This is a genomic window from Streptomyces sp. NPDC043876 (assembly GCF_056435825.1).
Genome location: NZ_JBWKDV010000003.1, coordinates 774,674 through 800,571, shown reverse-complemented (window position 1 = coordinate 800,571; position 25,898 = coordinate 774,674). Strand labels below are relative to the sequence as shown.

The following is a 25,898-nucleotide window of genomic DNA, read 5'->3' as shown; positions in this document are numbered from 1 at the left end:
CGGGCGAGCGGGTGCGCGCCGCCCGTCCCCGGGCCGCGCCCCACCGCGGCCCGGGGGCCCGGATCAGCCCACCACCCCCTTCCCCGCCCCACGAGTGAGAAGGAGTCCGACCCGTGCCCAGCCCCGGAGAACACACCACCGACCCGTCACGGTCCGCACCGCCGAACGGCGCCCCCGCCCCCACCGGCCGGCCGAGCCGGCTGAGCCGCAAGACCTTCCTCAAGGCCGCCGCCCTCGCCGCCGGCACGCCGCTGCTCATCGGCGGTGGAGCGGCCCTGGCCCGTGACCAGCGCGGCGCCGCTGCCGCGCCCGGACTGACCCCCGCCTGCGACGACGGCGACCACCCCACGGTGCCCCAGACGGAAGGCCCCTATTTCAAACCCAACTCCCCGCTGCGCACCTCCCTGGTGACGGCGTCCACCCCGGGCACCCGGCTCACCGTCAGCGGATACGTCTTCGGCCGGGCCTGCCTGCCCGTCGCGGGGGCCCTGCTCGACTTCTGGCAAGCCGACGCGAACGGCGCATACGACAACACCGGGTTCGCCTTCCGGGGCCACCAGTTCACCGATGCCCAGGGGGCGTTCCGGCTGGCGACCATCGTGCCGGGGCTCTACCCGGGGCGCACCCGGCACATCCACGTCAAGGTGCAGGCACCGGGCCGGCCGGTGCTGACCACCCAGCTGTACTTCCCGGGGGAGCCGCGCAACAGCACGGACTCGATCTTCGACGCCCGCCTGCTCATGAACGTACGTGAGAACGGCCCGGGGAGGGAAGGCACCTTCGACTTCGTCCTGGACGTACCGCAGACGCCGTCACCGTCACCGTCCCCCACGAGCACGTCCCCCGGCCCGAGCACACCGCCCGGGGGCACCTGGGCGCCGGGAACCGCGTACCGGACCGGCGACCGGGTCACCTACGGAGGGGCGGCGTACACCTGCGTCCAGGCCCACACCGCCACCACCGGCTGGGAGCCGCCGAACGTCCCGGCCCTGTGGCGCCGCGATTGAACCACCCGCGGCCCGCGCTCCCGGGCAGGCCGGCGCGGAGGGAACTCCTCCGCGCCGGCCACGGCGGGGGTGACGACGGGGCACGGGCGGCCTACTCGCACACGTCGGCCGCCGTCTGGGCCCTGTGAGGGCCCCAGCTCCAGGAAGTGAGCGGCAGCCACTGCCCGGGCAGGTTGCGGGTTTCGACAAGGCGGCAGCACTGCTACCTGGCCCCGACCTGGCCCCCGCCCGGATGACGATGACCGGGAACCCTCCGTGGCTGAATCCACGGCGGACGGGACCGGAGCGGCGGGCGTGGCGTCGGGATGTGTACGGGTGGTCGGGCGATGATGTCGGAGTGCGACTTGATCACGTGTCCTACGCGGTAGCCCGCGACAGCTTCGTCTCGACCGTCCAGTGGATCGGATCGGCTCTCGGCGCCGGGTTCGTCGACGGGGGCGTGCACCCGCGGTTCGGCACCCGCAATTTCATTCTCCCGCTGAGCGGCGGCACCTACGTCGAGGTCGTCACCACGCTCGACCACCCCGCCGCAGACCGCGCGCCCTTCGGCCAGGCGGTCGCGCGCCGCGCCGCCGAGGGCGGCGGCTGGCTCGGTTGGGTGGTCTCCGTCGACGACATCACCCCCGTCGAGGCCCGCCTCGGCCGCACCGCGGCCGAGGGCCATCGTGTCCGCCCCGACGGGTTCGACCTGAGATGGAAGCAGACCGGCCTGCTGGAACTGCTGGAAGACCCGCAACTTCCCTACTTTTTGCAGTGGTTGGTCCCCTGCGAGGAGCGCCCGAGCGCCGACCCGCGCACCTCCAGCACCATCCACGGGCTCTCCATCGCCGGCGACGCCGCCTCCATCGCCGAGTTCCTCGGTGAACCGGCCGACCACCCCCTCGACCAGATCGACGTCACCTGGGTCGAGGATGAGGAGCCGGGCCTCGTCTCGGTCGAGTTCGCCACCGCCCACGGCCCGGTCACCATCTGACCGCCGGGTCCGACGGGCTGATCGGGGCGCGGCTGCCACAGGTCGAACTCGGCGTGCTCGATGTCCGTGAACCGGACCCCGTCCAGCACGTCGGCCCTGCCCTGACGCTGCGCCCTCACCAGCAAAACTACGCGGCTCTCGATCACACCCCCGATCCCGGGCCGCCCTTCTCCCCTGAAGGGCGGCCCGGGATCGTTGCCGTTGCCCTTGCCCTCGACGGCGCGTTCTCGAGGCCCGGGACCTCTACGCTGCCTCCGCCGATCACCGGGCTGAGCGCCTGGCGAAGCAAGCAGGTACTTGAAGCCGCCACGCCGACGGTTGTCAGCCGGGCATCGTTCGATTCTGCAGCAGAGGCAGTGAGACGCCTGAACGCTGTCGGCGCCCGAGCCGGCTTGCTTTGCAGGTGGTGCGAGCGAGTGATCTCCCTCGAGGACTGCCCGGTGGACGCCGCCCCCTGCTCGTCGCCCTTCTTGTCCCCGGGCGGATGCCCCGCAAGCCGACCGAAGGCGTGACTTCTGCTGGTTCGGGGCTGCTTTCCGGGCACCGTCTCAGCCTGCACAGTGGCCGAAGGACGGTGCCAAGGGGCGATCCCTGTGCGGCCCGCCGTCCTGGCCGGACCTGGTCTGCGGGCCCCCCGACGGATCGTTCCGGGCCGACTCGGGGTCCTTCCAGCACATGCTGGCCCGCTTGCCGGCCGTCCGTAGCCGTGGCTGCGCGGGATACCCGCGAACATCACACACCACATGCGCAGCGGCCCCTACCAGCGCGTTGCGCCCCTGCCAATGCGCTTCCTGCTGGTCGCCGCGGCGGCGAGCAAGCTCGACCGCCTCGACGGCAGTGGCTGGGTTCGCGGTTTTCCACGATGCTGAGCATGACGGCGCCGTGACCGTCTGGCGCCACGCCCCAGTCCCACCGCATGGCTGCGTCGGCACCGACTCCCGCAGGTGCCAGGGCTGTTGACGTCAGTGGCCCAGGAAGAACATTTTCCGCTGTCGAGACCGCGCCCAGCGCTCCGTCTGTCACCTCGGGCACGCTCGCACCCAGCCGTGCTGTGGGAGCGGCAGTCGGACCGCACGGCTAGGGTGCGGCCATGGTGAATTTCGTACTGGTTGCAGGAGTGTGGCTCGGATCGTGGGCGTGGGACGACGTCGTCCCGGAGCTGCAGGCGGCCGGGCATGGTGCGCACGCGCTGACGTTGTCCGGGCTCGCTGAGCGGCGGGCCGTGGCCGCCGGACAGCAGGCACATGTGCAGGACATCGTGGGAGAGGTCGACCGGCTCGGGCTGAGGGACGTCGTCCTGGTCGGTCACAGTTACGCGGGCATCCCCGTCGGGCAGGCCGCCGAGCGGATAGGTGACCGGCTGACCCGGGTCGTCTTCGTCGACGCCTGCGTGCCGACGCACGGCGAGTCCTTCGCCTCCGCCTGGTGGCAGGGGCAGGCGGCCTTCGAGGCGACGCTCGCCGAGGAGGACGGGTTCTGGGCCCCGCGGAGCGCGCCCGATTACGAGGGGCAGGGGCTCACCGACGAGCAGATCGCCCGGATCGTCGGCGGCTCCACGCCGCACCCGGGCGCGACGCTCACGGAGCCGGCCGTCCTGGGGAGGCCGCTGGGAGAGCTCCCGGCGACGTACGTCAAGTGCCTGCTCGACGGGGCCGAGCCGAGCGACGACGTCGCGGAGCTGCTCAAGAGCGAGCACTGGCGGCTGGTCGAGATGGACACCGGCCACTGGCCGATGTTCTCCCAGCCGCGCGAACTGGCGCGGCTCATCCTGGAAGCCACCGGGGGGTAACGGCTGTTCCTTGCAAGCGTGTTGGTCGCAGTCATGGCACATGCGCCTGACCAGACACCGGGCCGCTGCCCGGCCGTCCGCTATTCCACACGCTGCGCGCTGAACGCCTGGTACACGCCGTAGAGCAGCTGTACGCCACCGATGGCGATCAGAACGATGCCCACCTTCGTGAGCGTGAAGACAGGAATGTGAACACCCTCGGTGAACAGGCCCAGCGCAACTCCTATGACGGCGCAGACCGCACCCTCAACGATGTTCTTCGTGGCGGGAGCCATGGCGGCTGATCTCCTTGAGGTCGCTACGTCCCTGACGCCCAGGGCTGTTGTTCGCTCACAACCCTAGGCGGGGACGCGGGGCGTGACCTCGGCCCGCCGGAGGAGATGCGCACTACACACTTCGGTGGACCGGAAGCCACGGCCTTCGCCATGTCGCTCCGCCCCACGAGCGCTACCGGTGGGCTTACCCCGGAACCGTCCGTCGGACGATCCGGGGTGCCGGGTCGGCGAGGTGAAGGAGCCGGTTCGTCAAGGCCGCCGATGCCCGTAGTCGTTCCACACGAAGGGCACAGTCTGATTGTGGGCCAGTGCGCTGTAGAAACTCCGCTCGCGCAAAGCCTCGTGGCGCCTCCCCGCTTCGATCAGCAGTCCTTCTGCGTTCTCTGTCGCCCCGTTGCCGCGCCTTCGTAGGACCCAGACGAGGATGGCCACCGCACCGGCAAGCGGTCCGAAGAGCAACGCTATCGTCACCACGGCAAGCCCCTTCGAGAATCCACCCCTGGCCGTTCGCCTCTCACGGTATCCGCTGGTGTTCGCAGAAAGCCTCCGTTTCCCACACGGGCGGCCAGAAGGCGCTCTGTGTCGGCAGCCACCCGCGAGAGGACGCAACGGTCAGCGCGCAGTGGTGTCATCGGCCACGAAGGGGCCGCCGTGGCCGGGCACGATCAGGTCCGCCGCGGCCAGCACCCGCAGCCGGGAGGCGCGCAGTAGTTCGCGGTCCGGGGACACGGGGTCGTCCGCCGGACCATCGGCGTGCCACCACAGGTCGCCCGCGAAGGCCACCACGCCCGAGGCCGTGCCCGCCAGCAGCGTGATGTCCTCGAGGCTGTGGCCCGGGGTGCGGATCAGCCGCAGCGAAGGGGTGAGTTCGTAGCCCTCCGCGTCCCGGTTCGTCCAGCGGTCGTCCACGTACTCCACCTTGTGGTCGTGCACCCGGGCGCGACCGAAGAGGCCCACGTTCATGGTGTTGTCCGGATGGTGGTGGCTGAGCACCACATCGGTGATGTCATCGGGGCCGAGCCCCAGCTCCGCGAGCGGGGCGAGGATGTGATCGCGGCTCGCCACCATGCCAGGGTCGAAGATCACATGCCGTCCCGCGTCGGAGATGTAGGAGACCGTGGCGGCGACCCCGGGGCCGGTGGAACCCACGTAGCCGGTGGTCAGAACCTTGAAGGTGGCGTTGCGGCCGAGCGGTGCGTTTGTCATGCCTCGATCCTGCCGAGTGCGGCCGACCTCTACGAGTGGCACAGATGCCCCTCACCGCAGGATTCCTGCCAACCGTGTGCCACGCTGTGCCCATGCCGCCTTTCAAGACCGTCGCCGCCTACGTCCCTCCCGGCGTCGGCATGCTCGCCGTCGGCATCGTCACCGAGGTGTTCGGTCCCCACGGGGCCGCGCTGCCCGGTTTCGACTTCGCCCTGTGCACCGACCGGCCGGGGCCGGTGCCGACCGACTGTGGCGTACCGCTGTCCATCGCGCACGGGCTGGACCGGCTCGCCGACGCCGATCTGCTCATCGCCCTGCCCGGGGCCGGGTTCCGCACGCCCCCGACCCCCGCCGTACTCGACGCGCTGAGGGCCGCACACGGGCGCGGTGCCGTCATCGCGGCGCACTGCGTGGGCACGTTCGCCCTCGCCGCCGCCGGACTCCTCGACGGCCGACGGGCGACCACGCACTGGCGGTTCGCCGAACTGCTCGCCGGCCGGCACCCGCAGGTCACCGTGGAACCCGACGCGCTCTACATCGACGAGGGAGACATCGTCACGGGCGCGGGCGCCGCCGCGGGCTTCGACCTGTGCCTCCACCTGATGAGGCGGGAGTACGGCTCGGCGCTGGCCAACACCGTCGCCCGGGACGTGGTGTTGCCCTCCCACCGCGACGGAGGGCAGGCTCAGTACCTGGCTGCACCCGTCCCCGAAAACGGCCAGGACGAGCGGCTCGCCGAGGTCCTCGGCTGGGCCCGCGAGCACCTCCACGAGCCGCTGCCCGTCTCGGAGTTGGCCCGGCGCGCCCTGATGAGCAAACGCTCCTTCGCCCGCCGCTTCACCGCCGCGACCGGCACCACCCCGCACGCCTGGCTCCGGAGCCTGCGGCTGAGCAGAGCCGAGGAACTCCTGGAAACCACGGACCTCCCCGTCGAGGAGATCGCCCACCGGGTCGGCTACGCGAGCGCGGCCGTGCTGCGCGAACAGTTCGTACGCCGCCGGGGAGTCCCACCCCGCTCCTACCGCCGGACCTTCACCAGCACGCCGTAGAACCAGCCGGCCGGTATGCCGCGGAGCTGCGCCCCCGCCGGGATGTGACTGCAGGATGTTTGACGAGGCCAGGGCAGCCGAGCGGCGCCTGGGCTTGGTTCTGCCCGCAGCGCTTCGCGAGGCTTACCTCCTGCTCGGACGCCGGACTGACCTCACCAGCAATCACGACGCCCTGCTCAGCCCTGACGAGTTGCATGTGGTTGACGGCGCTCTCGTGTACCGGGTGGAGAATCAAGGCGCCGCCTCCTGGGGCGTCCTGCTGACGGACCTGGACGACGATGATCCCGGCACCGTGATCCGTTCGGATCTCGCCGACAAGTCGCAGGAGCGATGGGACCCCTGGGAGTCGAGCCTGACGGTGGCTTGCATCGCGATGGTCATGTCCGAGGTGGTGCTGTTTGACGGCGGGTTGAGCGACTTCCTGGAGCTGGGCGCTGACGAGGCCGGCGTGGTAGGGCATTTTGGGGAGCTTCTGGCTGTGGGCGCGACATCCGGTGGTTCGCCGGCCCTGATGTCCTGATCCGCGAGTTCGATGGCTTCTGCCTTGACGTGCGGGCCCGGACCGAAGAGGCACTGGAGCAGTTGCGTGAGTCGGTGCCCGGCGACTGGCTGGCGGGCTGATCGCTCGAACGGCACCCCAAGGTCCGGTGCCCCCCACGCCGCTGAAACTCCGGAGCCCGAACCAGGCTGTGGCGGTCGCCGTCTTGCCCAGGAGGTTGCGCTACGCCCCGCGGCCCTCGGACCGGCCGACCCAGGTCTCCAGGAGCACGCCCATCAGCTCAACCTCGCCGGCCCCGGTGAGCAACCGCTTGGGCACGATCAGCAGGCCCGCCTTCCAGCCGACGCGGCCGGTCACGGCGTACACCCGCTCCGTCTCGTAGGAGCGGTGCACGCTGCGCCACGGCACCCGCATCAGTTCCTCGCCGCCGCGGGCGATGACGAAGCCGGCGGCGTCGATGGTGGCCTGCTTCTCCCCCTTGGCCTGGTCGGCGCGGAACGCGCGGCCCGTGAGCAGCGGGGGCAGGAACACGCCGAGCACCCCGTAGACCACCGCGAAGGTGAGCATGACGCCGTTGACCGGGCCGCCGCCGGCGAGAGGTTGCAGGCTCAAGGCCGCCATCAGCACGGCAGCCACCCCGATGAGCCACCGGATGCGCCGGAACATCCCGGTGGCTGCAACCGCCTCGTCGAACTCCTCCCGCCTCAGGGTCCCGCTGAAGGTGATCCTCGCCTGGCGTATGTCGTCCACGAGCGCGGATCCTATCGCTCCGCCCGCAGCGGGGCGATCGTCCTCGAACCGGCGCGAGAGAGCCGTGTCCCCCCGCCGGCTGGGCAGCGGAGGGACACGGTGGTTCGTTCGGCGGGGCGGGCTACTTCTTCGGGCAGGTCACCGTTCCTATGACGATGCCACTGAAGGCGCCCGTCATCATCCCTACGGCAACCCCGGGGGGACCGCCGAGGAGGCCGGAGACTCCTCCGCTGACGATGCTGGTGCCGATCTTCGCGGCCATGCACTTGTCGTACGCGTCGCTGTTCTGGGAGACGCTGAAGGATGCCGTTGCCATCGTCCGGGTGTTCTTCATGGCGGAGGCGTAGCCGGCGGGAGCGCCGGAGCCCAGGGAGAAGGTCGGGGGCGACAGGGTTCCGGTGATGGTGTCGCCGGTGACGCCTTCGATGGTCTGAGTGACGGTGGCGCCCTGCACTGCCAGAGCGGCCTTGTGGATGACGCCGTTGGTGTCGGTGACTGCGCCGGGCATGACCGTCGCAATGGTCGCGCCGTCCGCGTCACTGACCCTGACGCCGCCCTGTACGGCGCTCAGCTTGCCGCCCGCGGGCACGTCCATGACGGCGGACGCGGTCTTCGCGATGACGGTGGGCTTGACGTCGTCGCTGGTGGAGCCAGTACCGGGAGGGTTCGCGCTCGTGCGGGCCACGTACATCGTCGTGCCGGCCGTGGAGTTGATGACCGGGACCGTGATGGTCGCGTCGGCCGTCCACGGCTGGTTGTCGGTGTCGAACGTCCAGGTTCCGGTGACCTTCTTGCCGACGGCGGCGAAGTCGACCCAGGCGTAACTCTTGGGCGGGACGGTCACGGAGATGCCGTTGATCGTCGACTCGTCCGAGGTGTACGTCTGCGTCGCGGTCAGCTGGTTGCTGATCATGGCCTGGACCGGGGTGGAGACTCCGACCGAGGTCGACAGGCCGGCAGAGAAGGACTGGGCCCAGCCGGAGTGGTAGATCGTGGTGAAGATCTGGGTCATCGTGGCACTGGTGTCGTTGAACCAGACCGAAGAAGCGGGACGCCTGGGCAGTACCTCGGGCTGCCCTTCGGAGCGCTGCTTCCACGAGCAGGTGGAAATCTTCTTGGAACACAGGTCGCTGTAGTAGTCCAGGGCGAGGCTCCTGGCTTCCGCTGCCTTGTACTCGGGCAGCGTCCACTGCTGGCTCGCGCTGCCGTTGCAGACGTTGGGCTGGGCCAGGATGCCCCACAGGTGGAGACCGCCACGGTTGTCCATGCAGTACTCCGTGCCCGCTTCGGCACGGCGGATGATGCCGAAGGTGTTCGGCTTGCCGTCGACCGGGCGGAAGTGCCACTGCTCACCGTCTTGGCCGCACGACATCTGAGTGGCGGGCTGGCTCGCATAGATGCACTTCCCGGAGGACGTGCTGGCGATGTTGAACTGGCCGGGAGCGCTGAGCTTGATGAGGCGCCACTGCGTGTAGTTCATCCCGTCGGGGGTGACGGAGATCTGGTTCCCGTCGTTGTTGCCCGTGGAGTTGAGGATGCCGTCGGGGTTGGTGAAGGTGTACGCCTCGTCCGCCGCCGCGCCGGCCGGGGCCGCCCCCGCCGGGGCCGCGGCCAGGACCGGGGCGAACAGCCCCAGAACGACTGCGGGCGCGAGGAGAAGCCTCGCGGTTCTGCTCCTGATTGTCTTCATCGTCGCTCCCTGAGCTTCGGCTGTGCCGCTTCATGGCCGCGCCGCGGTGTGCGCTGCGGGCCGGACATCCGGAAGCTAGGTGCTAGAGGTGCAGGTCGGACAGGCCAGGAGACCGGCCATTGCTGGCCGGTCACCAGCGCAGGGGCAATGGCCGGGTCGCGGCCGGCGGGAGACCCACCGGTCAGACCAGCCCGATGCGGCGGGCCGTGTCCTCGGATTGCCGGAGGTGTTGGTGGGCGTCCTGGCCGAGGGCCTGCATCACGCCGGCGATGACCGTCTCCACCACCGCCAGGGTGGGCACGAGGCTGTCGTACGGGGAGAGGGTGGCGACCTGGCTGGGGAGGACGACATCGGCCTGGGACGTCGCCGGGGAGAGCCAGGCGTCGGTGAAGACGATGACCTTGCCGCCGGCCTCACGCGTCATCTGGGCGATCGCCGCCTTGTCCGCCTCGTAGCGGCGGAAGTCGAAGAGGATGACGGCGTCGCGGCGGGACAGGTGCGTGAGGTGGGCGGTGCGTTGCACCGCGCCTTCGGGCAGGACGCGGACGTCATCGCGCAGTTGCATGAGGTGCATGGCCAGGTACTGGGCCAGGAGGTGCGTGAAGCGGCCTCCGGTCAGGGTGATCCGGCGTTTGCGGTCGCTGAGGATCCTGATGGTCTGATCGAGGTCGTGCGGGGGGATCTCGGCGAGGGTGTTCCCGACCGCGGCGGTGATCAGGGCGCTGCCGCGTGACAGGAGGCTGTCGTCTCCGGCATCGGTCTGCGGGCCGGTCTGCCGGCCGTAGTCGGTGGACTCGTACAACGACAGCGGGGAGGCGTTGCGTTCGTCGAGTTCCGCGCGCAGGGCCGCCTGGAAATCCGGAAAGCCGCGGTAGCCGAGGCGGCCGGCGAAGCGCAGGACGGTGGGGGCGGAGACGGCGGCTCTCTCGGCGATGGTGGCGATGGTCTCGAAGCCCGAGGCGGGGTAGCCGGCCAGGAGCACTCGGGCGACCTTGCGTTCGGCCGGGCTGAGGTCACCCAGTTTGCTGCGGATGTCGTCGGCGAGTGAGCCGGCTGCCATGTTTTTCCTTTCGAGGGGGTGCGGACCGCATCCGCCGAGCCTATCGGCTGGTCCGGCGGATGCGGCAGCGCGCCCGGCCGCGCTCCGGCGGGATGCGCCGGAGCCGGTGGGATCAGGGGCGTCGTTGTTCGGGCCGGATGGAGACGGCGAGCGAGAGGATGCTCTGCGCGCTGCCGGGCACGGTGGTCCAGCTCGTCGTGGCGGGCGTTTTGGCCAGTGTCACGGTGAAGCGGGGACCGCTTTCGAAGGTGGTCGCGGCAGCGGTGCGCCGGGCCCGGGTTTCGAGAAGTGCACGGGCGGTGGAGCGCAGGGAGTACGGGGATCCGTCGGGATTGGCCGCGGAGTGGAAGACGTCGTTGTTGGCGGCTACGGGCTGATCACCTCGCGGGACGAGGAGCCGCTTGTCCGGCGCGGGGGTGGCGTACCGACGGTGAGCGTCGTAGCGGTCGCCGTCGGTGAGGTAGCTGTAGCCGGCTCCGTCGAGGGACCATCCGCCGTCGCTCTGCCGGGTGCGGGCGTGGCGTAGATCGAGTACGGCCACTCCGTTCGGGCCGAGGACGGTGAGGGCCTCGCGGGTGGTGCCCGGATGGTCGACGACGAGGGCGGTGTTCTCTTCCAGCGCGTAGACGCGGTCGTGGCCCGTGTCCGCGGCCAGGCGCACGGCGCGGCCCTCTCTCCCGTTGGCGCCGGTGTGGGTGTCGATGAGTCCGGAGCGCAGGAAGCCGAAGCCGCCTTCGGGGAGGTAGCCGAGGCGCGTGGGGTCCTCGAAGTAGCCGGGGGTGCTGCCGTCGCGCAGGGCCTGGTAGGAATCGCCTCCCGTGACCATGTCGGCACCCGCTGCGATCTGGGCGCCGGCCGAGGAGCCCGAGACGACCGCGCCGGTCGCTAGCTTGGCCCGGATCGCGGCGAGGACCTTGGAGTCGGTGTGGGCGGCGCCGTGCAGGAGGGTGGTGACGTAGCGGTACTGGTCGCCGCCGCCGAAGAAGAAGCCGGTCATGGAGTTGACCTGGTCGACGACTGCCGGAGAGTCGGCGTTGGCGATGTGGTCGAGGTCGATGGGGATCCATTGGGCTTCGGCCGCGCCGTGCCGCTTGAAGAGCTCCGCGTAATAGGCGCCGTTGCAGGCGGAGTTGCTGCAGTTCTGCGGGTCGTCGGCGTTCGGGTCCCGGCTCGCCGGGACCGAGGAGGCGGTGAGGACGCCTATGCGGGCCTTGGCTCCGCCCGCCCGCCTGATGATCTCGCCGTAGATCCGGGTGTTGTCGTCCTGGAGGCCGCCACCGACCAGGACGAGGGACCCCGGACGGTTCGGCGTGGGGGCGGTGGCGCCGGCGGGGGCGGCGGTGAGGGCGATGACGAGGGCGGTGCTGCCGGCCAGGACGGCGCGACGACTGAGGGGGCTGGGAGGGCTGAGGGGATGGGGGATGCGCATGTGCCTTGTACCTCCGTGGCGAAAGGGGTGTGGATGGCTGCCGGCCGGAGACCGTCGCGCGGGAGCTCCGGGGGTCTCAGTGCGTACGGGCGTCGCCCAGGGCCGCGATGAGGGAGGCGAGCAGGGCGATGCGCGGGGCGACGGTGGCGGTGTCGAGCCATTCGAGCGGGCTGTGGTCGGCGCCGCCCACGGGACCGAGGCCGTCGAGTACCGGCACGCCGGCACCGGCGATGAGGTTTCCGTCGCCCGCTCCCCCGGTGGCCACGGCGTCGACGTCGAAGCCGAGGGCGCGGGCGGCTGCTTGGGCGTGGTGGAGCATGGTGCGCGAGGCGGGCGTGTCTTCCATGGGGGCGCAGAGGTCGAGTTGTTCGACGCGTACGCGGGTTCCCGGTACGGCGGGCTGCTGGGCCGCTTGGGTGATGGCGTCCTTGACGCGCCGGATGTCCGTGAGGGTCGCCGCGCGTACCTCGACGTGGAGTTCGGCATCGGGGCAGACGATGTTGGCTCGGGTGCCGGCGCGGATGACGCCGACGTTGACGGTGACGTCGTCCCAGTGTCCGTTGAGGTTCTGCAGGGCGACGACGAGGTGGGCGGCGGTGAGGGCCGCGTTGGCGCCGCGTTCCGGTTCGATGCCGGCGTGGGCGGCGCGGCCCGTGACGGTGAGGCGGAAGTCCGCGACCCCCTTGCGGGCGATGACCAGGTCACCGTTCTCCCGGGCGCATTCCAGGGCGAGGGCGTAGTGCATGCCGCGGGCTGTCGCTTCGGTGACCTCGCGGCTGGCGGGTGCTCCGATCTCCTCGTCGGGGGTGGCCAGGAAGACGATCTCCGCGTATTCCTCGATCCCCTGGTCCCGGAGGATGTCCAACGCGGTCAGTCCGGCCAGCAGGCCGCCCTTGTCATCGCTGACCCCAGGGCCGTGGGCTTTCGACCCGGACAGGGAGAAGGGGCGTGCGGCGGCGGTGCCGTCCTCGAAGACGGTGTCCATGTGGGCCGCGAGGAGGATGCGGCGACCGCCTCCGGCTGCGTTCAGTCGTCCTGACCGGCGGGCGACGAGGGTGTCTCCTGTGGCGGGACGTCCCCCCGCGCCGGTCGCGAATCGCTGGACCGCGAAACCGAGCCGTTCGAGCCGCTCCTGGACCCAGTCCGCGACGCGGTTGACGCCGAGGGGGCTGTGGGAGCCGGAGTCGATGGAGACCAGGTGGGCCAAGTCCCTTAGATAGAGGGGCAAGTGGCGCTGTGCGTGGGGCAGGAGCGTCCGGGCGAGCGCGGCCTGCTGCCGGGCGGGGGCGGTCACAGGACCTTGGAGAGGAAGGCGCGGGTGCGTTCCTGCTCGGGGTCGACGAGGACCTGGCGGGGATCTCCGGCTTCGACGACCACCCCGTCGTCCATGAAGACGGCCGTGTCACCCACCTCGCGGGCGAAGCCGATCTCGTGGGTGACGACGATCATCGTCATGCCGTCGTCGGCGAGTTGGCGCATCACGTCCAGGACGTCGCCCACCAGCTCGGGGTCGAGCGCGGAGGTGGGCTCGTCGAAGAGCATGAGTTTCGGCTTCATCGCCAGGGCGCGGGCGATGGCGACGCGCTGCTGCTGCCCTCCGGAGAGCTGAGCGGGGTAGTGGCCGGCCCGGTCGGCCAGTCCGACCTGCTCGAGGAGCCGCTGTGCGTCCTGGCGGGCCTCCGGCCGGGAGGTGCCGGCGACGTTGAGCGGGGCCTCCATCACGTTGTCGAGAGCGGTCATGTGCGGGAAGAGGTTGAAGCGTTGGAAGACCATGCCGATGTCGCGGCGGCGGTCGGCGACCTCCTTCTCCCGGAGTTCCAGGAGGCGGTTGCCCTGCCTGCGGTATCCGACGAGGTCGCCCTCGACGGCGAGCATGCCGCCGTCGATCTTCTCCAGGTGGTTGATGCAGCGCAGGAAGGTGGACTTGCCCGAGCCGGAGGGTCCGAGCAGGCAGCACACCTGGCCGCGCTCGACGGTGAGGTCGATGCCCTTGAGGACCTCGAGCCGGCCGAAGTGCTTGCGTACGCCCTGGGCTTGGAGCATGGGGGTGATCACCGGGTGACCTCCTTCGAGTCCGTACGGAACAGGCTCACCGCGCCGCCGAGCATGCGCCGCAGCGGCGAGACATGACCGGCGCGGGAGGTGCCGCGGCCGTACCGGCGTTCGAGCCACGCCTGTGGAATGCCGAGCAGGGTGACCAGTGCGAGATACCAGACGCTGGCCACCACGAGCATGGGGATGACCTGGTAGTTCTGGGCGTAGACGTCCTGGATGTTGGACATCAGGTCATGCGCGGAGATGACGGAGACCAGGGCTGTCATCTTCAGCATGTTGATGGTCTCGTTGCCCATCGGCGGGATGATGACGCGCATGGCCTGCGGCAGGACGACCCGCCGCATGGTCAGGGCCGGACGCATGCCCAGCGAGTGGGCCGCCTCGGCCTGCCCGGGGTCGACGGACTGGATACCGGCTCTCACGATCTCCGAGGCGTAGGCGGCCTCGTTGAGCCCGAGGGCCAGAAGCGCCGCGACGGCGGGGGTGAGGAGCGTATTGGTCTCGACGCTGAGGAAAGTGATGTCGGTGAAGGGGATCCCGATCATCACGTACTTGTAGAGCGCGCCGGCGTAGCCCCAGAAGATGATCTGGACCAGGAGCGGTGTGCCGCGGAAGACCCACACGAAGAGGGTCGCCAGACCGTGGAGGACGGGACTCGAGGAGAGCCGCATCACCGCGATGAGCGTGCCGAGACCGAGGCCGAGGGCCATGGCGGCGGCGGTCAGCCACAGGGTGGTGGCGAGACCGTCGAAGATCAGGTCGGCGAAGAGGTAGTGGCCCACGACGTCCCAGTGCAGGTTGTCGTTCTTCGCCAGGGAGCCGGCCAGGCCGACGAGGGCGGTCACGGCGGCAACCGCGGCCGCCCAGCGGCCGTAGTGGCGCACGGGTACGACGTGGAGCGCGTCGGGATTCAGGTCTGTCCGGGAGGTGCCCGCGGAGGTGGTTGCGTGAGCCACGGTTAATTGACCTCCGTGTTCTTCGTGGCTTCCTTGACCGCGATGGAGGCGACGCCGTACTTGTCGAAGATCTTGGTGACGGCGCCGTCGTCGATCAGGGACTGCAGTGCCTTCTGGATCGCGGCGCTGAGCTCGGGCAGCTTCTTGGACACGGCGATTCCATTGGGAGAGGCCGCGTAACCCCCCTCAGCAGCAGGGTCGTTGACGACCTCGAAGGCGCTGCCTCTGTCAGCGGTCTTCGCGGTCCAGCCCGCGGCGGGCTTCGTCTGCACCTGGGCCACCACCTTGTCCGAGCGCAGAGCGAGCTGAGCGTCGGAGTCCTTGGGGAAGGTCTGGACGGCGATCTCGCCCTTGCCCGCGGACTTGCACGCGGCCTGGTGCTCCTTGAGCAGATCGAGCTGGTTCGTGGCCGCCTGGACCGCGACCTTCTTGCCGCACAGGTCGTCCAGCGTCGAGATCTTGGCAGGGTTCCCCTTGAGCACCATGATTCCGGAGCCGGAGACGGAGTAGTCGACGAAGTCGACGACCGTTTGCCGTTCCTTGTTGTCGGTCATCGCCGACATGGCCGCGTCGAACTTGCCGGCCTGGATGGCGGGCACGATCCCGTCGAACTTCTGGGGGGTGAAGGCGAACTTCACGCCGAGCTTCGCCCCGAGCGCCTGCCCCAGGTCGTAGTCGAGGCCGGTCAGCTCCGGCTTGCCCTCGGCCACGAACATCTCGAAGGGCGCGTACGGGACGTCCGTGGCCACCCGAACCGTCCCCGTCTTCCTGATGGCCTCGGGCAGGGCGTCGTGGAGCGTCGTGTCCTTGGCGATGGCGACCCCGGCGACGGTGAGCCGTCCGTCCGCCGAGTCGGCGGCGGCGTCTCCCGCGGTGTCCGAGCAGGCTGTGAGGGTGGTCAGAACGGCCATGGCGGCGAGCGCTGTGAGCGCGTGGCGGGGCAGGCGAGTGTTCATCAGAGGTGGACCTCTCCGGTCTTGGGCCGACGGGAGTCTTCTCCGTCGCACAGCGGTAAATTACAGATGCACCCAGACTTTGGCTAGATGTATCGCCCGTTACATTCACGTGACGGCAGGATCCTCCGGGGGATGAGACCACGGCAGGCCGTCCGAGCAGGCATCTCGGCCCGAGGAGGAGAGGCAGCCGCGTTTTTTCGATTACATCTTCCGAAAATGAACGCTGGCTTGTAAGTTCCGCTACCACGCCGACGCTGCCAGCTCGGTTCGGTCCGGCCCGGACTCGTGCGGGAGGCGCCACCGCACCCCTCTCGGCCGTCCAAAGCCCCCCCACCCCCTGGAGTCCCCATGGGCACCCACTTCAGACACGCGACCCTGGCCTCGGCCGCGGTCGCGCTCCTCACCCTCGCCGGTTCGCTCGCCACCGCACTGCCCGCCGAGGCGGCAACCACCCGGGTCCGCCTCGGCAGTGCGTCGGACGTCAGCCGAACGTCCTGGCAGGGGCCGGCCGTCACCATGAACGGCGACGGAAAGATCAACCCCGGCTCCATGACCGCCGCCCTCGACGCCATCCGCGGCGGTACCGGGAGCCTCGACGTCGTCGTCCTCGCCGGCTCCGCACCCACCACGGGGAGCCCCACCCCCGAGTGCGACGCGGTCATGGCCCTGCCGGGCGTCAACTCGTGTACCAGCTGGACCCTGACCGCCGCATCGGACGGCAACAACAGCCAGGTCAACGCGGACATCCGCGCAGCGGAGTTCGTCTACTTCGCCGGTGGCGACCAGTGCCGCTACGCCGCCTGGAAGGGCACCGCCCTGGAGGCGTCCGTCGAGTCCGCCGTCGCCAGGGGCGGCGGGTCGGGCGGTGGGAGCGCCGGACACCACATCAACAGCCCCATCGTCTACGACGCCTGCAAGGGCAGCATCACCAGCGCCGAGGCCCTCGCGAACCCCTACGACCGCTACGCCACCTTCACGACCGGCATGTTCGACTGGCCGAACTACGCGGGCGTCATCAACGACTCACACTTCACCACCCGCGACCGGATGGGCCGCACCATGGCCTTCGTCGCCCGCGCCATCAAGGACGGACGGACCTCCGCAGGGAAAGCCTGGGGCGTCGGGGTCGAGGAAGGCAGCTCCCTCCTCCTCGACAAGAACGGCAAGGCAACCCTCTACGGCAAGGAGGCCTTCGTCGTCCTCGGCGACCACCAGCCCGAGCAGGCCTCTTCGGGCAAGCCGCTGAGCTTCTCCGGCTACAAGATCTGGCGACTGGGCCCCGGCCAGAGCTACGACTTCAAGAACCGCCCCACCTGCGGTTACTACCTTCGCAGCGTGACGAACGGCGTCCTTGACGCCGACCCCTACACCGGCACTCCCCAGAGCACCTGCACGGCACCCGGAAACACGGCCACGCTGACCGAATCCGAGACGAACGACACCCGCGCGACCGCCGATGACGCCACCACCCTGGCATTCCCCGCCGCGCTCACCGGCACCATGGCTTCCGGCACCGACCGCGACTACTTCCGCCTCTCCTTCGCGGCCGGTGCGCAGGTAGGCGTCCAGTGCGCCGTCCCCGACGCCTACGACGCCGACCTGTACCTCCTGGACTCCGCGGGGACCACCATCGGCCGCTCCGTGAACAACGGCGTGGGCGCCGACGAAGCGCTCTCCTTCACCCGCACCGCCGCGGGAAGCGCTGCCTACTGCCTCGAACTGGACGCCTACCAGGGTTCCGGCAGCTCCCCCTACACCTGCACCGTGACCAAGACCTGAGACCCGGCATGCGCCGGACCGGCCGATCCGCGGCCGGTCCGGCGCATCCGCGTTCAGCGGGACTTACGGTTTGTGGGCCACCCAGAGCATTTCCGCCGGCCAGCGGTGTGCCCAGTCCGGCGGGTCGGTTTCGTTGTAGCCGTTGGGCGTGCCGGGTGCCGGCCGCGGCTCGATGAGGTCGTCGATGACGAGACCCGCGCCGCACAGGACCTTGACCCAGCCTCCGTAGGTGAGCTGGTAGCTGGTCGCGCCCTCGCCTTCGTCGATGGTGTCCAGCCCGAAGTAGTCCTTCTGCAGCGTCGTGGTCACACGGCGGGCGGCTTCGTCGTAGCAGGCTTCGAACCATGGGCCGGCGACGTTGAACACCAGGCGCCCGCCGCGGCGCAGGACCCGTGCGGCTTGCGGGACGGCGAGGTGCGGCGGCGCCCAGCTGAGCCCGCCGTGGTCGCAGAACACCAGGTCGAAGCTTTCGTCGGCGAACGGCAGGTGTTCGGCGGCGCCTTGCACCAGCGGGTAGCAAACGGCTCCCATCTCCCGCACGGCCGCCGCGACTTGGGCTTCGGACAGGTCGATCCCGACCACGTCGGCACCCTCGGCGGCGAGCGCTCTGGACCATTGGCCCGCGCCGCAGCCGAGTTCGAGGACGCGCTTGCCGGTGACGTCGCCGAGGGCGCGCAGGTGTGCGTCGGGGAGGGAGTACATCCCCCACAGCCGGGGCGTTGCGCCGATCTGCGGGTCGTGCTCCTGCTGGTAGGTGCTGCTGATCCGGTTCCAGAACCGCCGGTTGGCGGGGATGCTGTCCACGCGCCGACTCCAGCACTGCATGCCGGGGGCGGTCAACACGATTACCGCATCCGCCTCGGGCACCGGGCAGCCGCGCCGTCGGGCCGCTCAGCCAGTGGGCGTGAACTTCGCCGCGGCGGGGGCCGACGCGGCTTCCTTCACGACCCGCATGCCGCCCGGGACCGCCGCGTCGGGTTTCATGATCACGCTCTGCCGGGTGGACGGGGCCTTCGGGTCCGAGAAGTCGTGGGTGATCCCGAAGCCGTTGTCATAGGACTTCAGGCTCAGCAGCGCCGCCCGGACGCCTTCGCGGGTCAGGTCCTTCTCCGCGCAGGCCTTCTTCAGCACCTCCCCGAACAGGGCGCCGGCCGTGAAACCGGCCACGACGCCGTTGTCGAGTCCGGAGCCCGGATATTCCGCCTTGTACGCGGCGGCCAGGGCTGCCGGGCCCGCCTCGGCCGAGCCGATCGGCAGGGCGGAGGAGGCGACGTAGTAGTCCTTCTGCAGGGCCGCGCCCGCCGGGGTGGCCAGGAGCTGCGGGGAGAAGGCCGAGTTGTTGCCGACGACCGGCACGTTCCAGCCGCCCGCCGCCGCGACCCCCACGAGGGAGGCGGCCTGGCGGGGGCCGGCGCTGACGATGACGGCCTTGACCCCGGCCTGTTTGAGCGCGGCCACCTGGGCCGTCATGTCGTTGTCGGTCGGCTTGATCTTCTGCTCGACGACGCTCAACCCGGCGTCCGCGGCGGCGGCCTTGGCCCCGGTCAGCGCGTTCTCTCCGTAGTCGCCCTCGAAGTAGACGTGCCCGATCTTGTCACCCGCGGCGATCCTCTTCTGGTCGAGGAGGAAGCCGACCGCGTTGATGGTCTCGACGTCGTACGTCGCCCCCACCGTGCGGATGTACGGGCTGCCCAGCAGCGAGGCGGACCAGGCCTGGGGAATGACCAGGCCCTTGTCCTGCCCGTCGATGCGCTGCTTGACGGCGGCGACGAACGGGGAGCCGATGAACTGGGCGAAGCCGAGCACCGAGGGTTCCAGCTCGGTGTAGGCGGCGAGGGCCTTCTGGGGGTCGTAGCCGTGATCGCGCACGGTCAGCTCGATCGTGCGCCCGCAGATGCCGCCGGCCGCGTTGGTCTGCTTCGCCCACAGTTGCTGCGCCTGGGTGACGCTCTTGCCGAGTGAGGCGTAGACACCGGTCATGTCCGTGAGCGCGCCGAGCTTGATGGTCTTCTCGCTCACCCCGGCTCCGGTCTTGACCCCGCCCGCGGCGGGCTTGTCGCCCCCGGCATCGGTCTTGGCCTTGCCGCTGCATCCGGCGGCGCCGGTCAGGACGAGTGCGGCCGCCAGGGCCGCGGCACAGAGCGTTCTTCCGTTCACGTTCGCTCCTTCGGGGATGTGGTGCGGGTCCGGAAGGTCCGGGGGATGCCGGTGAGGCCGCCGGGCAGGAACAGGACGACCGCGACGACGGCGGCTCCGTACAGGTAGCGCGAGGCCTCGCCCGGCGAGACGCCGCCCGTCCCGGGGGCGGACACCAGCGGGAGGGCGTCGCTGTAGCGCGTGAGCAGCTGGGGCAGCAGGGAGACGAAGACCGCGCCGACGACGGCGCCCGTGACCGTACCCAGGCCGCCGATCACGATCATGGCGAGGTACTCCAGGGACAGGACCATCCCGAAGTAGTCGGGCACGGTGCGCTGGAAGACCAGGGCCAGCAGGACGCCGGCCAGCCCCGCGTACATGGACGACAGGACGAAGACGGCGCTCCGGTACCGGGCGACCGGCACCCCCATCACCCCGGCGGCGATGCTGTGGTCGCGCAGGGCGTTCATGGCCCGGCCGGGGCGGCCGCGCAGGACTCCGCGGGCGAACAGGGCGCCGCCGAGGAGGGCGGCCAGCGCCGGGTACCAGAGCTTCTCGGCGGAGCGGAAGGGGACGGCGGCGATGACGGTCTCGGTGTCGTCGAAGGTGAGGCCGAGGAGGGACAGCGGTTCCACGGCGCGGCCGTTGAAGCCGCCGGTGAGGCTGGTGGCGTTGAACAGCACGTGCTGGCCGATGAAGATCAGGGCGAGCGTGGCGATGCCGAGGTACGCGCCACGCAGGCGGCCGGCGATGGGGCTGAAGAGGCCGCCCGCGGCCCCGGTCAGGGCGACGGCCAAGGCCGCGGCGAGCCAGCCTGGCAGGCCGAGCCCGACCAGGGTGTGGCCGCCGGCCGTGCTGCCGTCCCCGGCGAGCGCGCAGTACCCGTACACACCGACGGCGAGGAAGAAGGCGTGGCCCATCGACAGCTGGCCGGTGGCGCCGGTCAGCAGGTTGAGGCCGATGGCTCCGATGGCGGCGGCGATGGCGAAGAGTCCGGCCTGCAGCCAGAACCGGTCGAGGTAGAAGGGCAGCGCGAGGAGCACCACTCCCGCCGCTGCCGCGGCCGCGTTCCGCGCGCTGAGCGGCCGTGGCCGCGGCGCTGCCCCGGTGGCGGCTGCATGGGTGGCATCGGCCCCGGTGGCGGGTTCGGCGGCGGACCGGGTGCGCCCTGCAGGGCCGCGGGTGTCAGACACGGGCGAGCTCCTTCGTGCCGAAGAGTCCGGCGGGGCGGATCAGCAGGACCGCGATCATCACGAGGTACGGAGCCAGGTCGCCGATGCCGCGGCCGAGGAAGGCCAGTTGCCCCTGGTATCCGGTGGCCAGCGCCTCGGTGACGCCGACGATCAGGCCGCCGGCCAGCGCGCCGGAGGTGGAGTCGAGGCCGCCGAGGATCGCGGCGGGGAAGGCCTTGAGGGCGGCCAGCGACGTGGCCCGCTCCAGGCCGGGCGTGGGGAACACCGTCAGGAAGAGCGCCGCCACGGCCGCCAGTGCCCCGGCGACCGCCCAGGCCGCGAGGGAGACACGGCCCAGCCGTACGCCCATGAGCGCGGCCGTCTCGGGCCGTTCCGCGGCGGCGCGCATGGCCACGCCCCAGGAGGTGTGGCGGAACACCAGCAGGAAGACGGTGATCAGCAGGCCCGCGGCGAGGATGGCCGCGATCCGGGTCTGCGGCACGGTGACCGCGCCCAGGTGGACGACCCGGTCCCCCCACGGATCGCCGAGCGGGAGCACGTCGGTACCGATGCGCCGGGTGAGGTCGGTGATGAGGAGGATGTCGACGCCGATGGTGACGATGGCCAGCACGCTCTGGTCCTGGCCGCGGTAGCGCCGCATCACCAGGAACTCGATCGCCGCGCCCACCGCGGCGGCCGCGAGGGTGCCCGCCAGGAGCGCGCCCCAGAAACCGAGTTCCTCGTGCAGCGTCGCGGTGACGTACCCGCCGGCCAGCAGCAGGGAGGCGTGGGCGAAGTTGACCACCTCGGTCGCCTTGAAGATGACCACGAAACCGAGGGCGATCAGCGCGTAGACGGAGCCCATGGAGAGCCCGCCGAGGAGCAGTTCGAGGAAGGTCGTCATGCGGCCGGTTCCTCCTCTCCGAGGTACGCGCGGACGACCGCGGGATCGTTTTGCACCTGCGCGGGAGTGCCGCCGCCGATGCGCCTGCCGAAGTCGAGTACGGTCACCGCGTCCGCGAGCCGCATCACCACCCCCATGTCGTGTTCGACGAGCACGATCGAGATGCCGAGGCCGTCGCGGACGCCGGCGATGACGGCGGCCGTGCGCTGTCTCTCGTCCGCGGTCATGCCGGCGACGGGCTCGTCGAGGAGCAGGAGCCGCGGCTCCATGCACAGGGCCCGGGCCAGCTCGACCAGCTTCTGCTTTCCGTACGGGAGGGAGCCCGCCGCAGCCGCGAGATCGCCGTCCAGGCCGACGAAGGCGGCGATCTCCCGGACCCGCTCACGGTGCCGGCGCTCCTCGCGGGCGGCGGCGGGCAGCCGCAGTCCGGCGGCCAGGAACCCGGTGCGCATCAGCCGGTGGCGGCCCAGCAGGAGGGTGTCGGCGACGGTGGCCCGCGGGGGCAGCGCCAGGTTCTGGAAGGTGCGGGCGACACCGAGGCCGGCGATGGCGTGCGGGGCGAGGCCGGTGAGTTCGGCGGCGCCGAACCGGACGCTGCCGCCCGTGGCCCGGTACACGCCGGAGAGCACGTTGAAACAGGTGGACTTGCCCGCTCCGTTGGGTCCGATGACGGCGTGGACGCTGCCGGGATCGACCGTGAAGGAGACGGAGTCGAGCGCCGTCAGGCCGGAGAAGCGGACGGTGACGTCGGTGACGGTGAGCGGGGGCGGCGGGGACCAGGGTGCGCTCACCGGGCCCACCTGCGCAGTTCCCGCCGCGGCCCGGTGGGGGCCGGTGCGGGCCCGGTCTCGTCCGTGATGCCGAGGTAGCGGCGGCGCACCTCGTCCGAGGCGGCCAGTGCGGCGGCCGGGCCTTCGAGGGTCACCTCGCCGACCTCCAGGACGTAGGCGTGGGAGGACAGGCGCAGCGCCAGGGCGGCGTTCTGTTCGACGAGCAGGACCGAGGCGCCCGAGGCGTTGATCTCCGTGATGGTCTCGGCGATGGTGGCGGCCATGCGCGGCGCCAGTCCGAGGGTGGGTTCGTCGAGCAGCAGCAGGCGGGGGCGGGCCATCAGGGCCCGGCCCAGGGCGAGCATCTGCTGCTCGCCGCCGGACAGCAGCCCGGCGCGCTGGCGCGCCCGCTCGGCCAGCACGGGGAACAGCTCGTGCACCCGGGCGAGGGAGCGGGCCGTGTCGGCGCGGGAGCCCGCGCGGCCGCCGAGTGCCCCGGCCCGCAGGTTGTCCGCGACGGTCATCCGGGTGAACACCGCCCGGCCCTCGGGCACGTGCACCACGCCCGCGGCCACGACCCGGTCCGGACCGAGCCCGTCCAGCGGCCGCCCGTCGAAGCTGACGCTCCCGCCCGTGGCGGCGCCCCGATGGAAGCCGAGCGTCCGGGAGACCGCGCGCAGCAGCGTCGACTTTCCGGCGCCGTTCCCCCCGAGTACGACGACCACCGCGCCGGCGGGTACGTCGAGCGATACGGAGCGCAGGGCCCGGACCGGCCCGTAGCCGACGGACAGCGCGCGTACCTGTAGCGAACCCACGTCCTCTCCTTCCTCCGGACGACCGTGTGCTGGCGCACACACCAGCACCGGGCCGTGTCGGCCGTCCACGGCCGGAGGGGGAATCGCTGCTGATGACCAGCCGGAATCGGAACGCGTTGTGCAGCAGCACAGTCCTGGCGCGTGTGCCGTCGGCAGCGGCCGAGGGGGGTACATCCTCGGCGGCCATGGGTGGACGCAGAACGCGCACGGATCAGGAGTGGTCGGTCCTGCTGTCGGCGGCGGACGTACTGACCGACGGCATTCCCGGGCTGACCGACCAGCTCATCGAGGAGCTGGCGAGGCACTCGCCGCTGTTCGACCTGGCCGTGCCGCGCGACGAGCACTGGCAACAGGTCAGCGAGGCGATGCACTACGGCATCGAGGCCTTCGCCGCGGGCCGGTCCGCGCCGCGCAAGGACCTCGTGTACGCCGAGGAGCTGGGCAGCCGACGGGCCGAGCAGGGGCTGCCGCTCGACCTGCTGCTGTACGCCTACCGCAGGGCGGGGCGGCTCACCTGGGACGCGCTGCTGGACATCGTCACCGACAAGGAGCCGGAGGCGCTGGCGGTACTGGCGCGCGCGGCCGGTCCGATGTGGGCGGGCATCGAGGAGCAGGCGGCCGCGACGGCCGAGGCGTACCGCACCGCGGAGGCGGAGATGCGCAGGCGCAGCGACGAACGGGTGCAGGCCCTCCTGGACGCCCTGCTCGAAGGGGACTCGGCGCCGGCCCTGGCCGCCCAGGTGGCGCTCGCGCTGGACCTGCCGGAGCAGGGGCGGTACGCGGTGGTGGTGCTGCCGGCCGACCGCGGCGACGCGGTGCACCGGGTGTCGGCGGCGGGCGGGATGCGGCTGTTCTGGCGGATGCGCACGGACCGGGAACTGGCCGTGGTGGCCCTGGGCGACTCCTCCCCGGCCGACCTTGCCGCGGAGCTCACGGACCGCTGCCCGGGGCCGGGCGGGATCAGCCCGGCGGTGGACGGACTGGCTCAGCTGGGCCGGGCCCGGCGGCTGGCGGAGACGGCGCTGCGGACCTGCGGGCCGGAGGAGCGGGCACTGGTGCAGCTGGCCGACCGGCTGCCCACGGCGCTGGTGGTCCGCCAGCCCGAACTGTCGGCCGAGCTGGTCCAGGCGGTGCTCGGTCCGCTGCTGGAACTGGACCCGGCGGACCGGGCGATGCTGCTGGAGACCCTCGACGCCTGGCTGGCCGCGGAGGGTTCGGCAGGGCGCGCGGCCGGCCGCCTGTACTGCCACCGCAACACGGTCTTCAACCGTCTGCGCCGGCTGGAGCACCTGACGTCGAAATCGCTCTCCCGCCCCCGGGACCTGATCGCGCTGACCCTGGCGCGGGACGCGTACCGCCTGTCGGGCGGATGACCGCGGGGGCGTCCGCCGCGTGGCCCGTACGTGAGACCGGTGATTCCACCGATGTGCGCCGGACGGACGCGCCCTGACAGTGGTCCGGCCAGCGACAGCGGCGGTGCTCCCGGCAGGCGGTACGGAACTCGGCACGCAGCCGGGTCGGGCCGCGTGGCGCCGGGTCGCGTCCGCCACGACCGAGAGGACGACACCCTCGTGCAGCAGCTACACACCGAGAACACCCACCGGACCCACCACGCCGGCCCCGGACACGATGTCGGTACGAAGGGCCGGGCCGCCGGTCGCGCCGGCTCCGGGAGGGCGGGGCTCCGTCCGCTCGTGGCCGCACTGGCGGCGACGCTGGCCCTCGGCGCGCTCGCCCCGTACACCGCGTCGGCGGCGCACGCCACGGAGCGGACCGAGATGCAGGTCGCGGCAAACCCGTACGAGCGGGGACCCGCGCCGACCACGTCGAGCATCGAGGCCGCCCGCGGCCCCTACGCGGTCTCGCAGACCAGCGTCCCCGCGCTGGGCGTCACGGGTTTCGGCGGCGGCACCGTCTACTACCCGACGGCGACCAGCGACGGGACCTTCGGCGCCGTCGTCATCTCGCCCGGGTACACCGCCACCCAGTCCTCGATCGCCTGGCTGGGCCCGCGACTGGCCTCCCAGGGATTCGTCGTCATGACCATCGACACGCTCACCACCCTCGACCAGCCCGACAGCAGAGGGCGCCAACTGCTCTCCGCCCTGGACTACCTGACCCAGCGCAGCACCGTCCGCTCCAGGATCGACGCTACGCGGCTCGGTGTGATGGGCCACTCCATGGGCGGTGGCGGGACGCTGGAGGCCGCCAAGAGCAGGCCTTCGCTCCAAGCGGCCATCGCGCTCACCGGCTGGAACCTCGACAAGTCCTGGCCCGAGATCCAGACGCCGACCCTGGTCGTGGGGGCCGACGGCGATACCGTCGCACCGGTCCTCACGCACTCGGAGCCCTTCTACACCAGCATGCCGAGCACCCTCGACAAGGCGTACCTGGAACTCAACAACGCCACCCACTTCACGCCGAACACGTCGAACACCACCATCGGCAAGTACAGCGTCGCCTGGCTGAAGCGGTTCATCGACAACGACACCCGCTACGAACAGTTCCTCTGCCCCCTGCCCAGGCCGAGCCTGACCATCGAGGAGTACCGGGGAACCTGCCCCCACACCTCGTGACCTGCCCCCGCGCATCCTGATCCGCCCCCGCACCTCCCGACCGCCGCTGCGG

Annotated in this window: 24 protein-coding genes; 8 read left to right on the top strand and 16 right to left on the bottom strand. The window is 71.1% G+C overall.

What is annotated here, in order from left to right; genetic code table 11:
* The first annotated feature begins 113 nt into the window (after positions 1-113).
* From AC0693_RS13105 to AC0693_RS13095, 3 genes are all read left to right on the top strand, one after another.
* Positions 114-1,007: a dioxygenase family protein gene (locus tag AC0693_RS13105; protein ID WP_478801753.1), complete on the top strand. Its 894-nt coding sequence runs from the start codon at positions 114-116 to the stop codon at positions 1,005-1,007.
* A gap of 337 nt (positions 1,008-1,344) precedes the next feature.
* Complete coding sequence (locus tag AC0693_RS13100) at positions 1,345-1,980, top strand: VOC family protein (RefSeq protein ID WP_478739178.1); 636 nt, start codon at positions 1,345-1,347, stop codon at positions 1,978-1,980.
* A gap of 1,090 nt (positions 1,981-3,070) precedes the next feature.
* Positions 3,071-3,769: an alpha/beta fold hydrolase gene (locus AC0693_RS13095; protein WP_468469526.1), complete on the top strand. Its 699-nt coding sequence runs from the start codon at positions 3,071-3,073 to the stop codon at positions 3,767-3,769.
* An 80-nt stretch (positions 3,770-3,849) separates the two neighbouring features.
* On the opposite strand, the gene AC0693_RS13090 is transcribed toward AC0693_RS13095, so the two are convergent.
* Both AC0693_RS13090 and AC0693_RS13085 read right to left on the bottom strand, forming a co-directional pair.
* Positions 3,850-4,044 carry a DUF5708 family protein gene (locus tag AC0693_RS13090; protein WP_478801752.1) on the bottom strand — a complete coding sequence of 65 codons (195 nt, stop codon included), beginning with the start codon at positions 4,042-4,044 and terminating at the stop codon, positions 3,850-3,852.
* 612 nt (positions 4,045-4,656) lie between these two features.
* Positions 4,657-5,250 (bottom strand): MBL fold metallo-hydrolase, encoded by a 594-nt coding sequence (locus tag AC0693_RS13085; protein WP_469316916.1) that lies wholly within the window; start codon positions 5,248-5,250, stop codon positions 4,657-4,659.
* A gap of 92 nt (positions 5,251-5,342) precedes the next feature.
* On the opposite strand from AC0693_RS13085, the gene AC0693_RS13080 reads away from it, so the two are divergent.
* The gene (locus tag AC0693_RS13080; RefSeq protein ID WP_478801751.1) at positions 5,343-6,299 is read left to right on the top strand and encodes a GlxA family transcriptional regulator; all 957 of its coding nucleotides are present in this window, start codon (positions 5,343-5,345) and stop codon (positions 6,297-6,299) included.
* Between the two features lie 55 nt (positions 6,300-6,354).
* On the top strand, positions 6,355-6,819 hold the full coding sequence (locus AC0693_RS13075) for a hypothetical protein (RefSeq protein ID WP_478801750.1): 465 nt from the start codon (positions 6,355-6,357) through the stop codon (positions 6,817-6,819).
* A gap of 201 nt (positions 6,820-7,020) precedes the next feature.
* Here AC0693_RS13075 and AC0693_RS13070 read toward each other — a convergent pair whose 3' ends face one another.
* From AC0693_RS13070 to AC0693_RS13035, 8 genes are all read right to left on the bottom strand, one after another.
* The gene (locus tag AC0693_RS13070) at positions 7,021-7,548 is read right to left on the bottom strand and encodes a hypothetical protein (RefSeq protein WP_478801749.1); all 528 of its coding nucleotides are present in this window, start codon (positions 7,546-7,548) and stop codon (positions 7,021-7,023) included.
* 121 nt (positions 7,549-7,669) lie between these two features.
* A complete protein-coding gene (locus tag AC0693_RS13065; protein ID WP_478801748.1) occupies positions 7,670-9,238 on the bottom strand; it encodes an RICIN domain-containing protein in 1,569 nt (522 codons plus the stop codon).
* 181 nt (positions 9,239-9,419) lie between these two features.
* Positions 9,420-10,298 carry a MurR/RpiR family transcriptional regulator gene (locus AC0693_RS13060; protein ID WP_478739164.1) on the bottom strand — a complete coding sequence of 293 codons (879 nt, stop codon included), beginning with the start codon at positions 10,296-10,298 and terminating at the stop codon, positions 9,420-9,422.
* Between the two features lie 112 nt (positions 10,299-10,410).
* Positions 10,411-11,727 (bottom strand): cyanophycinase, encoded by a 1,317-nt coding sequence (locus AC0693_RS13055; RefSeq protein ID WP_478801747.1) that lies wholly within the window; start codon positions 11,725-11,727, stop codon positions 10,411-10,413.
* 76 nt (positions 11,728-11,803) lie between these two features.
* A complete protein-coding gene (locus tag AC0693_RS13050) occupies positions 11,804-13,021 on the bottom strand; it encodes a M20 family metallopeptidase (protein ID WP_478801746.1) in 1,218 nt (405 codons plus the stop codon).
* Entirely contained in the window at positions 13,018-13,779 is a 762-nt protein-coding gene (locus AC0693_RS13045; RefSeq protein WP_469316944.1) for an amino acid ABC transporter ATP-binding protein, read from the bottom strand. Before AC0693_RS13045 ends, AC0693_RS13050 begins: the two co-directional genes overlap by 4 nt.
* A complete protein-coding gene (locus AC0693_RS13040; protein ID WP_478801745.1) occupies positions 13,779-14,738 on the bottom strand; it encodes an amino acid ABC transporter permease in 960 nt (319 codons plus the stop codon). Before AC0693_RS13040 ends, AC0693_RS13045 begins: the two co-directional genes overlap by 1 nt.
* Before the next feature lie 2 nt (positions 14,739-14,740).
* Positions 14,741-15,694 (bottom strand): ABC transporter substrate-binding protein, encoded by a 954-nt coding sequence (locus AC0693_RS13035; protein WP_478801744.1) that lies wholly within the window; start codon positions 15,692-15,694, stop codon positions 14,741-14,743.
* Positions 15,695-16,042: 348 nt separating this feature from the next.
* Here AC0693_RS13035 and AC0693_RS13030 point away from each other — a divergent pair, with 348 nt between their 5' ends.
* On the top strand, positions 16,043-17,473 hold the full coding sequence (locus AC0693_RS13030) for a hypothetical protein (RefSeq protein ID WP_478801743.1): 1,431 nt from the start codon (positions 16,043-16,045) through the stop codon (positions 17,471-17,473).
* A gap of 63 nt (positions 17,474-17,536) precedes the next feature.
* Here the strand turns inward: AC0693_RS13030 and AC0693_RS13025 are convergent, their stop codons facing one another.
* The 6 genes from AC0693_RS13025 to AC0693_RS13000 all read right to left on the bottom strand — a co-directional run bounded on the left by AC0693_RS13025 (position 17,537) and on the right by AC0693_RS13000 (position 23,270).
* Entirely contained in the window at positions 17,537-18,277 is a 741-nt protein-coding gene (locus tag AC0693_RS13025; RefSeq protein ID WP_478801742.1) for a class I SAM-dependent methyltransferase, read from the bottom strand.
* Between the two features lie 87 nt (positions 18,278-18,364).
* Positions 18,365-19,630 carry an ABC transporter substrate-binding protein gene (locus tag AC0693_RS13020; RefSeq protein ID WP_469335101.1) on the bottom strand — a complete coding sequence of 422 codons (1,266 nt, stop codon included), beginning with the start codon at positions 19,628-19,630 and terminating at the stop codon, positions 18,365-18,367.
* Positions 19,627-20,802 carry a branched-chain amino acid ABC transporter permease gene (locus tag AC0693_RS13015; protein WP_478801741.1) on the bottom strand — a complete coding sequence of 392 codons (1,176 nt, stop codon included), beginning with the start codon at positions 20,800-20,802 and terminating at the stop codon, positions 19,627-19,629. Before AC0693_RS13015 ends, AC0693_RS13020 begins: the two co-directional genes overlap by 4 nt.
* Complete coding sequence (locus tag AC0693_RS13010) at positions 20,795-21,685, bottom strand: branched-chain amino acid ABC transporter permease (protein ID WP_468469558.1); 891 nt, start codon at positions 21,683-21,685, stop codon at positions 20,795-20,797. Before AC0693_RS13010 ends, AC0693_RS13015 begins: the two co-directional genes overlap by 8 nt.
* Positions 21,682-22,476, bottom strand: coding sequence for an ABC transporter ATP-binding protein (locus tag AC0693_RS13005; protein ID WP_478801740.1), 795 nt, complete (start codon positions 22,474-22,476; stop codon positions 21,682-21,684). Before AC0693_RS13005 ends, AC0693_RS13010 begins: the two co-directional genes overlap by 4 nt.
* Positions 22,473-23,270: an ABC transporter ATP-binding protein gene (locus tag AC0693_RS13000; RefSeq protein ID WP_478801739.1), complete on the bottom strand. Its 798-nt coding sequence runs from the start codon at positions 23,268-23,270 to the stop codon at positions 22,473-22,475. Before AC0693_RS13000 ends, AC0693_RS13005 begins: the two co-directional genes overlap by 4 nt.
* Before the next feature lie 185 nt (positions 23,271-23,455).
* On the opposite strand from AC0693_RS13000, the gene AC0693_RS12995 reads away from it, so the two are divergent.
* Positions 23,456-24,643: a PucR family transcriptional regulator gene (locus tag AC0693_RS12995; protein WP_478801738.1), complete on the top strand. Its 1,188-nt coding sequence runs from the start codon at positions 23,456-23,458 to the stop codon at positions 24,641-24,643.
* Between the two features lie 198 nt (positions 24,644-24,841).
* A complete protein-coding gene (bdeA, locus tag AC0693_RS12990; RefSeq protein ID WP_478739148.1) occupies positions 24,842-25,846 on the top strand; it encodes a bis(hydroxyethyl) terephthalate hydrolase in 1,005 nt (334 codons plus the stop codon).
* Positions 25,847-25,898 lie beyond the last annotated feature (52 nt).

What these genes read in the sequence shown, in the direction of transcription:
- AC0693_RS13095 (WP_468469526.1), top strand. Translation starts at nt 3,071, where the DNA reads ATGGTGAATTTCGTACTGGTTGCAGGAGTGTGGCTCGGATCGTGGGCG.
- AC0693_RS13080 (WP_478801751.1), top strand. Translation starts at nt 5,343, where the DNA reads ATGCCGCCTTTCAAGACCGTCGCCGCCTACGTCCCTCCCGGCGTCGGC.
- AC0693_RS13075 (WP_478801750.1), top strand. Translation starts at nt 6,355, where the DNA reads ATGTTTGACGAGGCCAGGGCAGCCGAGCGGCGCCTGGGCTTGGTTCTG.
- AC0693_RS13090 (WP_478801752.1), bottom strand. Translation starts at nt 4,044, where the DNA reads ATGGCTCCCGCCACGAAGAACATCGTTGAGGGTGCGGTCTGCGCCGTC.
- AC0693_RS13030 (WP_478801743.1), top strand. Translation starts at nt 16,043, where the DNA reads ATGGGCACCCACTTCAGACACGCGACCCTGGCCTCGGCCGCGGTCGCG.
- AC0693_RS13065 (WP_478801748.1), bottom strand. Translation starts at nt 9,238, where the DNA reads ATGAAGACAATCAGGAGCAGAACCGCGAGGCTTCTCCTCGCGCCCGCA.
- AC0693_RS12995 (WP_478801738.1), top strand. Translation starts at nt 23,456, where the DNA reads ATGGGTGGACGCAGAACGCGCACGGATCAGGAGTGGTCGGTCCTGCTG.
- AC0693_RS13035 (WP_478801744.1), bottom strand. Translation starts at nt 15,694, where the DNA reads ATGAACACTCGCCTGCCCCGCCACGCGCTCACAGCGCTCGCCGCCATG.
- AC0693_RS13010 (WP_468469558.1), bottom strand. Translation starts at nt 21,685, where the DNA reads ATGACGACCTTCCTCGAACTGCTCCTCGGCGGGCTCTCCATGGGCTCC.
- AC0693_RS13060 (WP_478739164.1), bottom strand. Translation starts at nt 10,298, where the DNA reads ATGGCAGCCGGCTCACTCGCCGACGACATCCGCAGCAAACTGGGTGAC.
- AC0693_RS13085 (WP_469316916.1), bottom strand. Translation starts at nt 5,250, where the DNA reads ATGACAAACGCACCGCTCGGCCGCAACGCCACCTTCAAGGTTCTGACC.
- AC0693_RS13055 (WP_478801747.1), bottom strand. Translation starts at nt 11,727, where the DNA reads ATGCGCATCCCCCATCCCCTCAGCCCTCCCAGCCCCCTCAGTCGTCGC.